The organism is Plantactinospora sp. ZYX-F-223 (assembly GCF_039649625.1).
Lineage (GTDB): Bacteria > Actinomycetota > Actinomycetes > Mycobacteriales > Micromonosporaceae > Plantactinospora.
Genome location: NZ_JBDJAV010000032.1, coordinates 41,421 through 57,438, shown reverse-complemented (window position 1 = coordinate 57,438; position 16,018 = coordinate 41,421). Strand labels below are relative to the sequence as shown.

The 16,018-nt window shown below is 73.1% G+C and carries 14 protein-coding genes; 11 read left to right on the top strand and 3 right to left on the bottom strand.

Going from position 1 to position 16,018, the window contains the following annotated elements; genetic code table 11:
• Nucleotides 1–94: 94 nt before the first annotated feature.
• The 7 genes from AAH979_RS28810 to AAH979_RS28780 all read left to right on the top strand — a co-directional run bounded on the left by AAH979_RS28810 (nt 95) and on the right by AAH979_RS28780 (nt 7,335).
• Nucleotides 95–226, top strand: coding sequence for a hypothetical protein (locus AAH979_RS28810; RefSeq protein WP_346261263.1), 132 nt, complete (start codon nt 95–97; stop codon nt 224–226).
• A 112-nt stretch (nt 227–338) separates the two neighbouring features.
• Nucleotides 339–1,109, top strand: a complete 771-nt coding sequence (locus AAH979_RS28805) for a Sir2 family NAD-dependent protein deacetylase (RefSeq protein WP_346261262.1) — start codon at nt 339–341, stop codon at nt 1,107–1,109.
• A gap of 206 nt (nt 1,110–1,315) precedes the next feature.
• The gene (locus AAH979_RS28800; protein ID WP_346261307.1) at nt 1,316–2,785 is read left to right on the top strand and encodes an OFA family MFS transporter; all 1,470 of its coding nucleotides are present in this window, start codon (nt 1,316–1,318) and stop codon (nt 2,783–2,785) included.
• On the top strand, nt 2,782–2,904 hold the full coding sequence (locus AAH979_RS28795; RefSeq protein WP_318394143.1) for a hypothetical protein: 123 nt from the start codon (nt 2,782–2,784) through the stop codon (nt 2,902–2,904). The genes AAH979_RS28800 and AAH979_RS28795 overlap by 4 nt, the downstream gene beginning before the upstream one ends.
• 291 nt (nt 2,905–3,195) lie before the next feature.
• Nucleotides 3,196–4,956, top strand: a complete 1,761-nt coding sequence (locus AAH979_RS28790) for a hypothetical protein (protein WP_346261261.1) — start codon at nt 3,196–3,198, stop codon at nt 4,954–4,956.
• On the top strand, nt 4,953–6,422 hold the full coding sequence (locus AAH979_RS28785; protein WP_346261260.1) for an NADH-ubiquinone oxidoreductase-F iron-sulfur binding region domain-containing protein: 1,470 nt from the start codon (nt 4,953–4,955) through the stop codon (nt 6,420–6,422). Before AAH979_RS28790 ends, AAH979_RS28785 begins: the two co-directional genes overlap by 4 nt.
• An 85-nt stretch (nt 6,423–6,507) precedes the next feature.
• A complete protein-coding gene (locus AAH979_RS28780; protein WP_346261259.1) occupies nt 6,508–7,335 on the top strand; it encodes an inositol monophosphatase in 828 nt (275 codons plus the stop codon).
• On the opposite strand, the gene AAH979_RS28775 is transcribed toward AAH979_RS28780, so the two are convergent.
• Entirely contained in the window at nt 7,327–7,998 is a 672-nt protein-coding gene (locus AAH979_RS28775; protein ID WP_346261258.1) for a methyltransferase domain-containing protein, read from the bottom strand. The genes AAH979_RS28780 and AAH979_RS28775 overlap by 9 nt on opposite strands.
• 166 nt (nt 7,999–8,164) lie before the next feature.
• Nucleotides 8,165–9,856 carry a cholesterol oxidase substrate-binding domain-containing protein gene (locus tag AAH979_RS28770; RefSeq protein WP_346261257.1) on the bottom strand — a complete coding sequence of 564 codons (1,692 nt, stop codon included), beginning with the start codon at nt 9,854–9,856 and terminating at the stop codon, nt 8,165–8,167.
• 268 nt (nt 9,857–10,124) lie between these two features.
• Here AAH979_RS28770 and AAH979_RS28765 point away from each other — a divergent pair, with 268 nt between their 5' ends.
• The 4 genes from AAH979_RS28765 to AAH979_RS28750 all read left to right on the top strand — a co-directional run bounded on the left by AAH979_RS28765 (nt 10,125) and on the right by AAH979_RS28750 (nt 13,695).
• Nucleotides 10,125–11,063, top strand: a complete 939-nt coding sequence (locus AAH979_RS28765) for a ribose-phosphate pyrophosphokinase (RefSeq protein WP_346261256.1) — start codon at nt 10,125–10,127, stop codon at nt 11,061–11,063.
• A 22-nt stretch (nt 11,064–11,085) separates the two neighbouring features.
• Nucleotides 11,086–11,562: a ribonuclease HI gene (gene rnhA, locus AAH979_RS28760; protein WP_346261255.1), complete on the top strand. Its 477-nt coding sequence runs from the start codon at nt 11,086–11,088 to the stop codon at nt 11,560–11,562.
• A 67-nt stretch (nt 11,563–11,629) separates the two neighbouring features.
• A complete protein-coding gene (locus tag AAH979_RS28755) occupies nt 11,630–12,391 on the top strand; it encodes a Clp protease N-terminal domain-containing protein (RefSeq protein ID WP_346261254.1) in 762 nt (253 codons plus the stop codon).
• Nucleotides 12,388–13,695 carry an MFS transporter gene (locus AAH979_RS28750; protein WP_346261253.1) on the top strand — a complete coding sequence of 436 codons (1,308 nt, stop codon included), beginning with the start codon at nt 12,388–12,390 and terminating at the stop codon, nt 13,693–13,695. Before AAH979_RS28755 ends, AAH979_RS28750 begins: the two co-directional genes overlap by 4 nt.
• Nucleotides 13,696–13,845: 150 nt before the next feature.
• Here AAH979_RS28750 and AAH979_RS28745 read toward each other — a convergent pair whose 3' ends face one another.
• Nucleotides 13,846–15,336, bottom strand: a complete 1,491-nt coding sequence (locus AAH979_RS28745) for a PQQ-dependent sugar dehydrogenase (protein WP_346261252.1) — start codon at nt 15,334–15,336, stop codon at nt 13,846–13,848.
• Between the last annotated feature and the right edge of the window lie 682 nt (nt 15,337–16,018).

The window sequence follows — 16,018 nt, the reverse complement described above, 5'->3', positions numbered from 1 at the left end:
AGCGCGTCGACGACGTACTGCGCCGGATGCTGTCCATCGAGGAGGGCGTGATCCGGGTCGCCGTCCGGGACGGCGTGGTCTCGCTGCGCGGCCCGTGGACCGGCGCAGCACCGCGCAGATCACGGTACGGCTCGGGTACGCGGTGCCGGGCGTGGCGAGCGTGACCGACCGGTTGGAGTACGCCTACGACGACGTCGAGGTCCTCGGGACGGGCATGATCGCCTGAGGGTCCCCGGTTCCGGGGTGGCTTCGCGGCCGGAAGGGCCCGCGACGGTCGCCGGGTCTGCCCGCCGATAACCTGTCGCTCCGGCCGGCGCCGCTACCTACGATTGGCCGCCATGGAGGACGTGGAGATCCCCGGGTGGGCCCGGGACGTACGCCGGGTGGCGGTGCTGACCGGGGCCGGCATCTCCACCGACTCGGGGGTGCCCGACTACCGGGGCCCGGACGGGGTCTGGACCCGGGACCCGAAGCTCGCGGACGCGTTCACCCACGACCGCTTCATGGCCGACCCGCAGGTGCGGGCCCGGTTCTGGCGGACCTATCTGGGCCACGCCGCCTGGCGGGCCGAGCCGAACGCCGCGCACCACGCGCTGGCCGAGCTGGACCGGGCCGGCCTCGCGGTGCGGATCCTGACCCAGAACGTCGACGGCCTGCACCAGATGACCGGGATCGCCGCCCGCAAGGTGCTGGAGCTGCACGGCAGCATGCGCTCGGTGGTCTGCACCGGCTGCCGGGCACGGTCCGGCGCGCGGGCGACCCTGGACCGGGTGGCGGCCGGCGAGGCCGATCCGCCGTGCCGGGACTGCGGGGGCATCCTCCGACTCGCGGTCGTGCTGTTCGGCCAGTACCTCGATCCGGACACGCTCGACCAGGCCAAGCGGATCGCGGCGGCGAGTCAGCTGATGCTCGCGGTCGGCAGTTCGCTGTTGGTCGAGCCGGCCGCCTCGCTGTGCCGGCTCGCGGTGGGGGCCGGTGCCCGGCTGGTGATCGTCAACCGGGACCCGACCCCCTACGACGACCTGGCCGACGAGGTGATCCGGGAGCCGATCGGCAGCGCGCTGCCCCGGATCGCCGCCGCGCTCACCGCCACCGTCCGGGCGGGCTGACGACCGCGTACGGTATACGAACTACCGTTCGTCTCAGCCGATCGACCGCCCGCCGATCGGTGAGGCATCGATGATCAAGGCGGCGCGCACCGGGGGCTAGGTTCCGGGCGAAGAGCAAAGCCACCGTGGCCGGCGTCGACCCGGGACGACCCATCCGGAGTACCGCGCCACGCCCGCCCTGCCCGCAAGCGAGGTACGCCGTGTCGCTGATGTCCGCACTCGACCACCAGCACACCGTCGCCCCACCGGGATACAGTCGCTGGCTGATACCACCGGCGGCACTCTCCGTGCACCTGTGCATCGGTCAGGCGTACGCGACGAGTGTCTACAAGAACTCCCTGATCGCGCACTTCGACGCGAGCCAGACCGCGATCGGGGTGATCTTCAGCATCGCCATCGTGATGCTCGGCCTCTCGGCGGCGCTCGGCGGGACCTGGGTGGAGTCGAACGGGCCGCGCAAGGCGATGTTCGTCTCCGCCTGCTTCTGGAGCGCCGGGTTCCTGGTCGGCGCGCTCGGCATCGCGACCGGGCAGCTCTGGCTGGTCTACCTCGGCTACGGCTTCCTCGGCGGCATCGGCCTCGGCATCGGCTACATCTCGCCGGTCTCGACACTGATCAAGTGGTTCCCGGACCGCCCCGGGCTGGCCACCGGTCTAGCGATCATGGGCTTCGGCGGCGGCGCGATGCTGGCCAGCCCGCTCTCCCGGCAACTGCTCTCGCTCTACGACTCCGGCTACGACCCGGCCAACTCCGCCTCGGTCGCCTCCGGCGGCGCCCTGGTCGGGCTCTTCGTCACGCTGGGCGTCGGCTACTTCGCGATCATGATGTTCGGAGTGGTCAACGTCCGGGTGCCGGCGCCGGGCTGGCGCCCCGCCGGCTTCGATCCGGGTACGGTGGCCGTCAAGCCCCTGGTGACCACGGCGAACGTCTCGGCGTCGAACGCGATCCGGACCCGGTCGTTCTGGCTGCTCTGGGTCGTGCTGTTCTGCAACGTCACCGCCGGGATCGGGATCCTGGAACAGGCCAGCCCGATGATCCAGGACTTCTTCCGGGACGGCGGCACCTCCAGCGTCACCATCGCGGCGGCCGGCGGCTTCGTCGGGCTGCTGTCACTGTTCAACATGGCCGGCCGGTTCGTCTGGTCGTCCACCTCGGACGTGATCGGGCGCAAGCCGATCTACCTGGTCTACCTGGGCGTCGGCATGGTGCTGTACGCCCTGCTCGCCCTGGTCGGCTCCACCGCGACCGCGCTCTTCGTCCTGCTGGCCTGCGTCATCCTCTCCTTCTACGGCGGCGGCTTCGCCACCGTGCCGGCGTACCTGCGGGACCTGTTCGGCACCTACCAGGTCGGCGCCATCCACGGCCGGTTGCTGACCGCCTGGTCGGCGGCGGGGATCGCCGGTCCCCTGATCATCAACGGCTTCCTGGACGCACAGGGCAAGCCGGGTACCCTCACCGCCTCCGCCTACCGGCCGGCACTGTTCACCATGGTCGGTGTACTGGCCATCGGGTTCGTGGCGAACCTGCTGATCCGGCCGGTACCGGACCGCTTCCACGAGCCGGCCCGGACGGCGGTGACGCCGGTTCCGGACACCACAGCGGGTGAGCGGTCCGACACCCCCGACGCCGCCACGGCCGCCGAGGCGACCGGGACCGAGAGGAGCACCACCCGATGACCGGGCAACCGAACAACCAGTCCGGCCGACTCTGGATCTCGTGGCTGCTGGTCGCCGCACTCCTCGGGTACGGCGTCGTACAGACCGTCATCACCGCGGCGAAACTCTTCACCGGTTGACCCCGGATTGCCCACCCCCGGGGGGCAGCCAACTCCACCGATCGTGAAACATAATCGGCACGGGACTCATCCCCCCGGCCCGTTTTCCCGTACCTGATGTGGGTCGGACCGCCGTCGAGCGACGCGCGGCGGTACGACTCCGCCCAAAGTGGCGCGATCAGGACGGGGCACAATGGGCGGCCGTGCTCGTCGCGCGACGAGCGGGCAGGCGGGGCGCGGTGGTGGGCGCCGAGGCGGAAGATCGAGGAGCAGATGGCCCGGACGAGACAGATGCAGCGTGCCAGCGTCCCCATGAGCTTCACCAGCCGGGGAAGCACACCCAAGCCGCAGGGTGCGGTAGCGGTGCTCGTCGTCTCGGCACTGGCGGCGGCGTGGGCGGCGGCGATGCTGAGCCCGATCGGTGGGCTGATCAACGCCTACATGTTCGTCTACATGACGTTCTTCGCCGGGCCGGCCACCCTGGTGTCGCTGAGCCTGACCGTGATGGTCGGTCTGGTGGCGACCGACCGGATCGTCCTGCTGATCCGGCACCGGGTACTGCTCCAGTCGGCCCACCGGTCACTCGGCATCATCGCGGTCTTCTGCCTGGTGCTGCACGTGCTGACGAAGATCGCGGCCGGGCACATCAGCCCGGACAAGGCGCTGCTGCCGTTCGTCAACGGCGCCAACGTCTACGTCGGGCTGGGCACCATAGCCGGGGCGATGATGGTGGCGGTGCTCTGGACCGGTCTGGTCCGGGCCCGGTTCGCCGGAGTCGGCAAGCCGTGGCTGTGGCGGACGCTGCACAGCATCTCGTACGCCGCCTGGCCGATCGCGCTGGTGCACGGGCTCCAGGCCGGTCGGGCCGCGGCCACCTGGGTCACCCTCAGTTATCTGCTCTGCGTGGCTCTCGTACTGGCGCTGCTGGGTGTCCGACTCTCGGTCACGCTCGGGCGCAAGCGTGCCGAGCAGGGCCAGACCACCGGCGCGCTGTCGCCGGTCGGCCGGCCCGGCAAGCCGGGACGGCCGGGCAAGCCGGGTAAGCCGGGTCCGATCGGCCGGACCAGTTCGATGGCGCCGGCCAAGCGCCGGACCGCCGACGAGATCCGGGCCAGCCGGGCCAACTCCCCGGGCCGGGACAGCGGCCGGAGCCGGCGCAGCCGGTGGGAGGACGACACCTTCGCCGGCCGGCGCGGCGGCCGGAGCAACCGCTGGGACGACCCGGACACCCTGAGCGGGCGGCGCGGCGAGCCGGGGAGCAGGTCCGCCCGCGACGACCGGGACACCTACGGCGGCCGGATGGACGACACCCAGGGCGGCGGCCGGCGTCGCCGGGAGAGCCTCTCCGACCTGCGCGGCGGTTCGGAGGCGGCGATCGACGCCTGGGCCCTGGCCGGAGAGCTGGACAGCACCCACGCGCCCCGGGGCCGGTCCGACCGGTTCGCGGTGCCCGAGGTGCCGCCGCCCGGCAGCATGTCGGCCGGCGCGGACTCCGACGGCGACCTCACCGACGCCGAGGTGCCCTGGGACAGCCCACGGCGCTGGGCCGCCGACGGGCCAGGAGACCCGTGGGAGCGTCCACGGGGCGGCGAGGACGACGCGATGTACCGCCGGCCGCGCGCCTGGGACGACACGCCGGCCGGCACCGGCCGCGACGAGCCCGGCGAGAGCCGGCGGTCGCGCCGGGACACCGACGGGTCGGGGCGGCGGTCGTGGCGGGAGCCCGAGGACGAGCCGACGTCGACCAGTGCCACCCGGGCGGGCCGGCGACGGCGGGCCGCCGACGAGGAACCGGCCGACCGTTCCGGACGGCACAGCCGGGCGCGCGGCGGCGACGACGCCGAGGAGAGCACCGCGGAGTGGGGCCGGGCCGCCCGGTACGAGCCCAACCTCGTCGCCCGGGCGGACGACGACGATGACGACGACGACAAGCCTGCCCTGATCGACCTCGCCACCCGCCGGTCCCGCAGGTCCGACGAGCCGCCCAGCCGGTCCTCCCGGCGCGGGGACGACTCGGACGAGGCGGCCGAGGAGGGCGCGTACTGGACCAGTCTGAAAGGTGAAGCGCGGTGAGTCTGACCGCCGTACCCCCGGTCGCCTGCTTCGGCGAACCCCGGCTCACCGCCGGGTTCGACGAGTTCGGCCGGCTCGATCTGGCCGCGCACGAGATGGTGCACGGTGCCGTCAACCCGCTCTCCCCAAAGGGCCTGCTCCGGCTGGTCGAGGGAATCGAGCTGAAGGGCAAGGGTGGCGCCGGCTTCCCGTTCGCCCGCAAGTTCCGGGCGGTGCTGGAGTCGGCGGATCGCCAGGACCTGCCGACCGTCGTGGTGGTGAACGCGACCGAGGGCGAGCCCGGCGCCTGGAAGGACAAGGCGCTGCTCACCCGCGCACCGCACCTGATCCTGGACGGAGCCGCGATCGCCGCCTACGCCCTGGACGCCGACGAGATCGTCATCGGCGTCGCCGACGACGGCATCGGCGAGGCGTCGTTGACCGCCGCGCTGGCCGAGCGCCGGATGCCGGTACGCACCGGCATCGTCACCGTGCCGCACCGGTTCATCTCCGGCGAGGGCGGCGCCCTGGTGCGCGGGATCAACGGCGAGGCGCACATCCCGCCGGGGCGCAAGGTGCGGGCCAGCGACACCGGGGTGGGCGGCCTGCCGACGCTGCTCTCCAACGCCGAGACCTACGCCCAGCTCGCCCTGGCGGCCCGGCTCGGCCCGTACGAGTACGGCACGGTCGGCACCGCCGACGAGCCCGGCACGGTGCTGCTCACCGTGACCGGCGCCGCGGGACGGCCGGCGGTGGTGGAGTGCCCGACCGGCATTCCACTGCGGGACGTGCTGGAACTCTGCGAGACGCCGGAGGGACCGGGCGTGCTCACCGGCGGTTACCACGGCAAGTGGATCAGCGCGGAGGGTGCCGCCACCGCCGAGGTGTCCCGGGCCGGTTTCGCCAAGGTCGGCGGCGCGCTCGGCGCCGGCATCATCATGCCGCTGAGCGCCGAGGTGTGCCCGCTCGGCGAGGCCGCCCAGGTCGTCACCTACCTGGCCGGTGAGTCCGCCGGGCAGTGCGGGCCGTGCCGGCTCGGCCTGCCGGACCTGGCCCGGTCGCTGGACCTGATCGTCGGCGGCAGCGCCGCCGCCGAGGTGGTCCGGGCGGCGGCCGGTGCGGTGAAGGGCCGCGGCGCGTGCAGCCACCCCGACGGCACGGCGCGGTTCGCCACCTCGGCACTGGAGATCTTCACCGAGGACCTGGAGGCGCACGCCGCCCGGGGCACCTGCGGCAAGAAGGTGAAGGGCATCCTCGGGCTGCCCAACGCGGCCGACGCCCCGACCTCGAAGCTGGTGGTGGACTGGTCCCGCTGTGACGGGCACGGGCTCTGCGCCAGCGTGGTGCCGGAGTTCGTCCGGCTGGACTCCAACGGCTTCCCGTCGTTCCCGTCCACCCCGGTGCCGACCTGGTTGGAGGGGGGCGCCCGCAAGGCGGTACGGATGTGCCCGGCCCTGGCCCTGCGGATGACCCCGGTCAACGGCTGATCGTTCACCGGCCCGGAAGGCCCCCTTCCGGCTGTCCTCGCCACCCGGCCGCGTACCGGACAGCGGCACGGGCGAGGATGGGTCCATGGAAGACGATCTTCTCCTGGCCCGGCGGGCCGCGCTGACCGGTGCCGCCGTCGCCCTCCGGTACGTCGCCGACCTCGGCCGGCTCGACCGGGAGCGCAAGGCGGACGGCAGCGTGGTGACCGAGGCCGACCGGGCCGTCGAGGCCACCATCCGGGAGGTACTGGCCGGGGCGCGGCCCGACGACGCGATCCTGGGCGAGGAGGTCGGGCAGACCGGGCGGGCCGCCCGGCGCTGGATCGTCGACCCGATCGACGGTACGGCCCAGTTCGTCGCCGGGGACGACCGCTGGCAGGTGCTCGTCGCGCTGGAGGAGGCCGGCGAGATCGTCGTCGGGGTGGCCGCGCTGCCGGCACAGCGGACGATCTGGTGGGCCCGGCGTGGCGCCGGTGCCTACCAGGCGGAGATCTCCGGGACCGAGGTGACCGGAGAACGGCTCCTCCGCTCCGGCGGATCCGGCGCGGCCGACCCGCTGCCCGGCAGCCGGCTCGGGGTGGTACCGCCGGACGAGCAGGTCTACCCGGCCGAACGCGAGATGATCGCCCCGCTCCGGGCGGTCACCACGCCGGCCTCGTGGCGTACCCACGCCGCGCTGCTGGTGGCCCGGGGCGAGCTGGACCTCGCGGTGCAGACCCGGGGGCAGGTCTGGGACTTCGCCGCCACCTCCCTGATCGTGACCGAGGCCGGTGGCCGGTACAGCGGATTCGACGGGCGGTCCCGGCCGGCCGCCGGACCGTCGCTCTTCGCCCGGACCCCGGCACTGCACGACGCCGCGCTGCGCCAGCTCGGCGGCGCCGGCCGGCCCGGGCCGGCGACCGGTTCAGCCTGACCGGCGGGCCCGGACGGCGAAGACGATCGGGGTGGGTGCGCCGCCCTCGGCGAACCGTTCGAAGGCCAGCCCGGCGTCCAGGAACATGTGCAGCAGTTCGGCCAGCGGACGGTGCGTCGCGCCGACCTTGTCCCGGATCCCCTGGTCGGTCCAGGACTCCTTCGTCCAGCTGCTGTCCCGGTAACCGGGGCGGATCAGCACCGCGTCCCGGTCGGCGCGGTCGGCGAAACCGCCGCAGAAACACGGGTGGACGCCGACGTGCACGAAGGTCCCGCCGGGGGCCAGCACCCGGGCCGCCTCCCGGAGCACCGCCGGATATCCGGGCATGTCGGTGTGCACCATCACCGCGACGACCGCCGGCAGCGCACCGTCCCGGACCGGCAGCCGGGTGGCGTCGCCCCGCACGATCGGCAGGCGGCCGCGGGCGTACCGGAGCATGCCGGCCGAGAGGTCGACCCCGAGCGGCGTCCGGCCGAGGGCGCGGACCGCGTCGGCGTACACGCCGGTGCCGCAGCCGAGCTCCAGGCAGGGTCCCTCGCCGGGGCCCAGCAACAGACGCAGGGTCCGGCCGATCTCCAGATCGTCGTCGGCAACGGTGCGCCGGGACAGGAACTCCGTCTCGTACCAGTCGGCGATCTCGTCGTACGCCGCGCCACCACGCATCGGTTCCTCCCCCGGTCGGCTGCACGGTTCCGGCTCCATTTCCGCATCACACACTGGTGCCGGGCCAGCCGTGTTCGCTCAGGGCGCAGGCGAACCGGGGCAGCAGGCCCGGATGGGGACGGTCGGCCGGGTGCCCGGCCGGCCGTCGGATCAGCGGGTGAGCGGATCAGGGCGTGCCGGGCAGCAGCACTTCGAGGAAGGCGTTGCTGAACACCCGGTGCGGGTCGTAGCCGTTCAGCTCCGCCACCGCCCGGTCCCAGGTCGGGTCGGGCGCGTGCCGGTAGGAGTCCGGCACCGTCCGGGTCAGCATGGTCGGGTCGGCCCAGGCGGCGGAGTCGGTGTAGCCCCAGCCCTTCGACCACTCGACCCGGCTGCCCGCGTACGAGCCGGTGTAGTTGGTGAAGAAGAAGCTCTCCATCTCCCGGTAGAAGGCGTGCGCCCGGGGCGCGGTCGGGAAGGTCAGCACGTCGAACCAGACCACGGTGTCCCACTCCGGGTGGTCGGCCCGGGGCCGGGCCGCGGAGAGCGCCGGCGGCTCCGCCCCGGGTACGCCGACGTCGGCGGCCCGGTCCAGCCCGGCGACCCGGATCTCCACCTGGCCGGTGACCGGGAACTCCCCCCGGGCCTGGTACCCGGCCAACTGCCGCTGGTAGAACCGGGCGAACTCGTGTACCACCCGCTGGATCGAGCCCCGGTTGGTGTGCACCGCGTACCCGTTGGCGGTCTCCCGCAGCGTGGTCGGCTTGACGTAGAGCAGCAGGTTCTTCGACGGCCCCCACAGGTCGGTGGCGAGCGTGCCGGTCAGCCCGGCGGCGGCGGTGGTGTACTGCACCTGCCCGAACGTCGGGGTCAGCGCCCACGCCCCGGTCAGCAGTTGCTCGGCCAGCTCGGAGACCGGCTCCGGGACGTTGTCGGAGAAGACGTAGTTGTACGGGGTGACCACCGGGCGGGAGGTCAGCGGCCGGGTCGGGCTGACGCTCCAGACCTTGAGCCACGGGTTGTCGGTGAAGGCGAACCAGATCGCCTCGACCCGCCCGGCCGCCGCGACGTGACTGGCCAGGGTACGGCCGCCGGTGCCCGGGGCGGCGAACAGTTCCGACGCGGGGATGTCGACCCGGCTGACGCACCGGAGGTTCTGGTTGGCCCCGACCCGCATCGTCACCTCGGTGACGAACGCCCGGCCGACGTGGGTGAGCAGCGCCGTACAGTCCGGATCCGAGCGGTCGAAGGTGCGCAGCGCGTAGCCGCCGGCCGCCGCGTCCCAGACCACGGCGGTGAGCGACAGGATGAGGTTGCTCAGCGACCCGTAGGTGTGCCCGGGTGCCAGCGTCTCGCCGTCGGCCGGCACGCTGGTGCCGTGGCCGTTGATCGCCAGCACCCCGCCGACGCTCAGGTCGCCGGGGGCGGGGGTGTTGGTCACGCCGAGCCCGTGCTCCTCCAGGAACGCGAGGAAGTCCTCCATCGAGGCACCGGCCTGCACGCGTACCGCCGCGGGCGCGGTGGAGAGCACCGCCATCGCGGTCAGGTGCCGGGTGGTGTCCACCAGGATGGTCCGGTCGGCGGCACCGTCGACCGGTACGGTCAGCGGTGCCCAGGTGTGCCGGTAGCCCCGGGCCCGCACCGAGTAGCCGTTCCGGTACGCCCAGTTGGTCACGGTCACCACGTCGGCCGCCGTCCGGGGGGTACAGGTCCAGACGCCGTCGGCCTCGATCTCGCCGGCCCAGTTGCGGTACGCCGCGCGCTCGACGGGTACCTCCGCCGGAAAGTCCGGCGGTGCCGGGCGGTCCCCCGGCGTCCACAGTGTGCCCAGTGCCGTCACGGCGGACGCTTCGAGGAAGCCGCGTCGGGTGAGAGCCATCTCGTTCCCCTCTGCTCGGACAAGGTCGACGCCGGCCGCGAAAAGATCGTTGCCGGCGCGAAATGATCGCGCCTTACCCCGGGGCCGCTCGACGGAACTCGGTCGGGCGGACAAATGGGGGTCGCCGAGCAAAGCGACAACGCCGGCACACCGCCGTCAACGGCGGCAGATCACCGCCAACCCGGCAGCCAGCGAGCCGGCGGGAACCGGGCCCGGCACGCCACGCCCGGCACCGGCCGCCGGGTCGCCGTTTCACTAGAGTGGCCCCGTGCGTGACATCGCGGTCTTCTCCGGCAGTGCCCACCCCGAGCTGGCCACCGAGATCTGCCACCACCTCGGCGTCCCCCTGCTCCCGACCCGGATCTCCCGGTTCGCCAACGACTGCCTCGAGGTGCAGTTGCAGGCGAACTGCCGGGAGCGGGACGTCTTCCTGATCCAGCCGCTGGTGCCGCCGGTGCAGGAGCACCTGGTGGAGCTGCTGCTGATGCTGGACGCGGCCCGGGGCGCCTCGGCGGGCCGGATCACGGTGGTGATGCCGCACTACGCGTACGCCCGGAGCGACAAGAAGGACGCCCCGCGCATCTCGATCGGCGGGCGGCTGGTCGCCGACCTGCTCACCACCGCCGGCGCCAGCCGGATTCTGGCCGTGACCCTGCACTCGCCGCAGGTGCACGGCTTCTTCAGCATCCCGGTCGACCACCTGCACGCGCTGCGCGAGCTGGCGACGCACTTCCGGGGGTACGACCTCACCGACACGGTGGTGGTCTCGCCGGACCTCGGTAACGCCAAGCAGGCGGCCGCGTTCGCCCGGATGCTGAAGGTGCCGGTGGCGGCCGGGGCCAAGCAGCGGTTCTCCGACGACAAAGTGGTGATCAGCACGGTGATCGGCGACGTGGTCGACCGGGACGTCATCGTGCTCGACGACGAGATCGCCAAGGGCAGCACGGTGTTCGAGCTGCTCGACCGGCTGCGCGAGCAGAAGGTGCGCAGCGTACGGGTGGCCTGCACGCACGGCCTGTTCGCCTCGGCGGCGCTGCGCCGGCTCTCCGCGGAGCCGGACATCGCCGAGATCGTCTGCACCAACACGGTGCCGATCCCGGCGCGGGACCGCACCGACAAGCTGACCGTGCTCTCCGTCGCCCCGGCGCTGGCCGAGGCGATGCGCCGGATCCACAACGGGGAGTCGGTCAGCGCCCTGTTCGGCTGACCCGGCAGGGTATGTTGCCCGGGTGACAGAGCAGGTCGTGCAGATCTACACCGATGGTGCGTGCAGCGGCAATCCCGGTCCCGGCGGCTGGGGCGCCGTGCTGCGGTACGGGACGGTGGAGAAGGAACTCCACGGCGGCGAGGCGGTGGCCACCACCAACAACCGGATGGAGCTGATGGCGGCGATCCAGGCCCTGGAGAGCCTGACCCGGCCGGTGACGGTGCAGATCTACGTCGACAGCACCTACGTCCGGGACGGCATCACCAAGTGGCTGCCGAACTGGAAGCGCAACGGCTGGCAGACCGCCGCGAAGCAGCCGGTCAAGAACGCCGACCTGTGGCAACGGCTGGAGGCTGCCGCCGCCCGCCACCAGGTGCGGTGGCACTGGGTCAAGGGGCATGCCGGGCATCCGGAGAACGAGCGGGCCGACCAGCTCGCCGTCCGGGGCATGCGGGAGGCCACCGGCGGGCGGGGGCGCCCGTCGGTCGTACCAGCCTGACCCGCGCAACACCGGGCCGGTCAACCGTAGGTTGACGGATGACGGATCGTCAACCTACGGTTGACGCATGGAACGACTGCCGGTCCGCCTCGACGACCTCATCGCGTACGTCCACCGCCAGCACCCCACCGGGGACGCCCTGGAACGGCTCACCGACGCGGTACTGGTCGGCGAGTACCTCGGCGACCTCGCCGACCACCTGATCGGGCACTTCGTCGACCAGGCCCGCCGTTCCGGTGCCTCCTGGACCGACATCGGCCAGAGCATGGGGGTCAGCAAGCAGGCCGTGCAGAAGCGCTTCGTGACCCGGCGGTCCGACCAGGACGAGCAGATTCCGGCCAGCGCCTTCGCCCGGTTCACCGACCGGGCCCGCAACGTGGTGACGCAGGCCCAGGCGGAGGCCCGGGACGCCGGCAGCGCCGAGGTCGGCACCGCACACCTGCTCCTCGGTATCCTGCACGAACCCGACGGCCTGGCCGGCCGGGCACTCACGGCACTGGGCGTCTCCGCCGAGGCGATCCGGGCCGGCGTCCGCGCCGCCGAGCCCGGAGCCGCGGCATCCGACGATCCGGTCGGGCCGCCGGAGGCGGCGGAGCACCTGCCGTTCTCCGCTGGCGCCAAGCGGGTACGGGACCGCACCTTCGCCGAGGCGCTGCGGCTCGGGCACAACTACGTCGGCACCGAACACATCCTGCTCGGACTGCTGGCCGCCCCGACCGAGCCGGGCGCCCGGATCCTGACCGGACTGGGCGTGACCCGGGACCGGGCCGAGGAGTGGATCGTCGACACGCTGCGGGACATGTCCCGGTCGGCCAGTTCCGGCAGGTGAGCACCGGGACACCGGGCGCCGGGACGCTCTGGCGCAGCCGCGACTTCCCGCTGTTCTGGACGGGTCAGGCGCTCTCCGCGCTGGGCGACTCGTTCTCGCTGCTCGCCGTACCGCTGCTGGTGTTGCACGCGACCGGCTCGGTGGCCCGGATGGGCCTGCTGACCGGGCTGGTCGGGGCGGCGTCGGTGGCAGCGGGAATCTTCGCCGGCCACCTGGTCGACCGGGTGGACCGGCGGCTCCTGCTGCTCGGCTGCGACCTGTTCCGGGCCGCCGGGTACGCCAGCATCCCGGTGATCTGGTTCTTCGCACCGCAGCTCTGGCTGCTCTACCTGGTCGCGCCGGCCTGCGCCGCCGCGGGAATGGTGTTCCAGGTCGGCTACGTCGCCGCCGTGCCGGCGCTGGTCGGTCCGGCCCGGATCACCCGGGCGAACGGCCAGCTCTACGCGACGTACGCGGCGGCCGGGATCATCGGTCCGGTACTGGCCGGGCTGCTCTCCTCGGCCGTCGGGCCGACCGCCGCGCTCGCCGTCGATGCCGGCACCTTCGCCCTCTCCGCGCTCGGCCTCTGCTTCGTCCGGTTCCGCAGCCAGCCGACGCACCGGGCCGGGGACGCCGCGGCGGACGTACTCGACTCCGGGCCGACTCCCGGGGCCCGGGCCGGCCGGACCGGCTGGTCGGACCTGCTGGTCGGGATCCGGTTCCTCTGGCGGCACCCGGTGCTGCGCACGTTGACGGTCCTGCTGTCGTTCCTGACCTTTCTCACCATCGGGCTGACCGACGTCTTCATCTATCACGTCAAGCACGACCTCGGCGGCTCCGACGGCACCGTCGGGCACGTCCTCGCCGCCGCGGCCGGGGGCACCATCGTGGCCGCGCTGCTGGTCGCGCCGGTACGCCGGTCGCTGGGCTTCGGCACCTGCTGGATCGGGGCGTACGCGCTGGGCGGGCTGGCCGTCGCCGGTGCCGGACTGACCCGGGACGTACCGGCACTGGCCCTGCTGGTCGCCGCGTACACGTTCGGGACCAGCCTCGCCGGGATCTGTTCGATGTCGCTGCGCCAGCAGGTCACCCCGGATCATCTGCTCGGCCGGGTGACCTCGGCGTTCTGGACCCTGCACTCCGCGCTCGGCCCGCTCGGCGCGGCCGTGCTGACCGGGGCGGTGGCCCGGTACGGCACCGCACCGGTCTGCCTCGCCGCCGGACTGACCTGCCTCGGCATCGCCGCCGCCGGCACGCTGACCCCGATCCGGGTGCCGCGTCCGGAACTCGTACCGGCCCGGACCGCCGATCCCGCCTCGGGCTGAACATCTCGGGGATTGGTTACTCGTCCGCAGGTGATCGCACCCGAGGTCCGGCAAGCTTTGTCCCGGGGCGCCGAATACCCGCGCAGCCGCACCGGGACGCTGACCGGTCGGACGGTGGCCGGACACCCGGCCACCGTCGACCACACCCAGTCAGGGACTGGTGCAGGTCAGGTCGCTGGGCGGGGTGTTGGTCCCGGTCCACGAGCCCTGGAAGCCGAACGTGGCCGACCCGTTGGCGCCGAGCGTGCCGTTCCAGCTCACGTTCCGGACCGTCACCGACGATCCGCTCGCGGTCAGCGTGCCGTTCCAGAGCTGGCCGATCGTCTGCCCGCTGGCGAAGGTCCACCGCACCGTCCAGCCGTTCAGCGTGCTGGTGCCGTTGTTGCGCACCGTCACCTCGCCCTGGAAGCCGCCCTGCCACTGGTTGATCTGCCGGTAGCTCGCGGTGCAGGCGGTGCCGCTCGGCGGCGGGGTGCTGGTCGGCGGCACGCTCGGCGTCGGCGAGGAGGTGGGCGGCCGGGTGGTGGCGGTGGGCCCCGGGGTCGCGCCGACCGGCAGGAAGCGCAGGATCCGGTCGTCGGTGGCGGCCGGCGTGCCGCGGCCGTCCCGGTTGCTGGTGGCCACCCAGAGCGAGCCGTCCGGGGCGCGTTCGACGGTACGCAGCCGGCCGTACTGGCCGGTGAGCTGGGCGGTCGGGCTGCCGGCCACCCCGCCGCTGCCGTTCAGCGGCACCTGCCAGAGCCGGGTGCCGCGCAGTGCGGCGACGAAGAGCATGTTGCCGTCGATCGCGGCACCGCTCGGCGAGGCCTCGGCGGTCGACCAGGTGACGATCGGGTTGCGGAACCGCGGGTCGTTGCCCTGACCCTCCACCGTCGGCCACCCGTAGTTGCCGCCGGGGACGATGTAGTTGACCTCGTCCCAGGTGTTCTGCCCGAACTCGCTGGCGTAGAGCCGGCCCTGGGCGTCCCAGGCGAGCCCCTGCACGTTGCGGTGGCCGAGGCTGTAGACCAGGGAGCCGGCGGTCGGGTTGTCCGGCGGGGCGCTGCCGTCCGGCCGCATCCGCAGGATCTTGCCGTTGCGGCTGGACGGGTTCTGCGAGTTGGCGGTCTGGCCCGCGTCGCCGACGCCGGCGTAGAGCATGCCGTCCGGGCCGAAGGCGATCCGGCCGCCGTCGTGGAAGTTCGCCCGGGCCAGTCCGGTGAGGATCGGCGTCTGGGTCTGCGGCGCGTCCAGCCGGAACCGGACGATGCGGTTGTCGCTGGCCGAGGTGAAGTAGGCGTACACGTAGCGGTCGCTGGCGTAGCTCGGCGAGACGGCCAGGCCGAGCAGCCCGGCCTCGCCGCCGGGCGAAACACCGGAGATGGTGGCGACCTGCTGCGGAGTCTGCCCCGGGCGGATCTGCACGACCCGGGCGGTGTCCCGCTCGGCGACCAGCGCGCTGCCGTCCGGCAGGAAGGCCATCCCCCAGGGCGCCTGGAGGTTGGTGGCGACGGTCTGCGGCCGGCTGAAGTCGAACTCGCCGGCGGCCAGCACCCCCACCCCGCCGCCCGGTGCCGATGTCGTGTCGGCGACGGCGAACCCGGCGCCGCCGAGCACGACGCCGAGCGCCGCACCCATGACGAGAAGCCGACTACTCCTCATGCCGCACCTCCAGGCGGACCAACCTCTTCCCCGGGCACGGCCGCCCGACGATACAGAGATGTCCGTCAATGTATCACCGGTGCCCGGGCGCGGTCTAGATCAGCTCTGCCGAGGGCGGACGAGCCGGTCCCCGCCCGGCCGGCCCGCCCGCGTCCTCGGCGGGTTCCCCCGCCCGCCCTTCACCCGGGTGCGACCGCACCCCACCGGGTGGCGGTCCGGTCGGACCGGGCCCCCACTTCCCCGGCCCCCTGCGCGAGCACGAAACCCGCCGCCCGCCGCCCGGCGGACCAGAGATGATCATCACGCTCGACCTGCCCCGCCGGTGGGATACCGTTCTGTTGGTCCCGAGGCCGTCGCATGAGTCACCGTCCCTTCCATCCGTCGGGCGCGGGCCCGCGCGGCCCGTGACGGCCGGTGTCCCACCGCGCCGGCAGAGCCGAACGATCCGCAAACTTTCGGCGCCAGTCCGATAATTCGCTGTGATGCGGCGCACGCTACGACGCTGTGAACGAACGGTCAAGGATTGCGCCGGCCGGAAACTTGCGGGCTACTTTCGGCCTAAGTAGCCTCTCGACGCGGGCCCGACTTTCCGGAAACATGTCGGAAGTACGTGCGCGCCCGCGTCCAACCTCACTTCGACATGCGGGCGGCTCTGGAAGAGGCCAGCAACAAGCGACAGGAG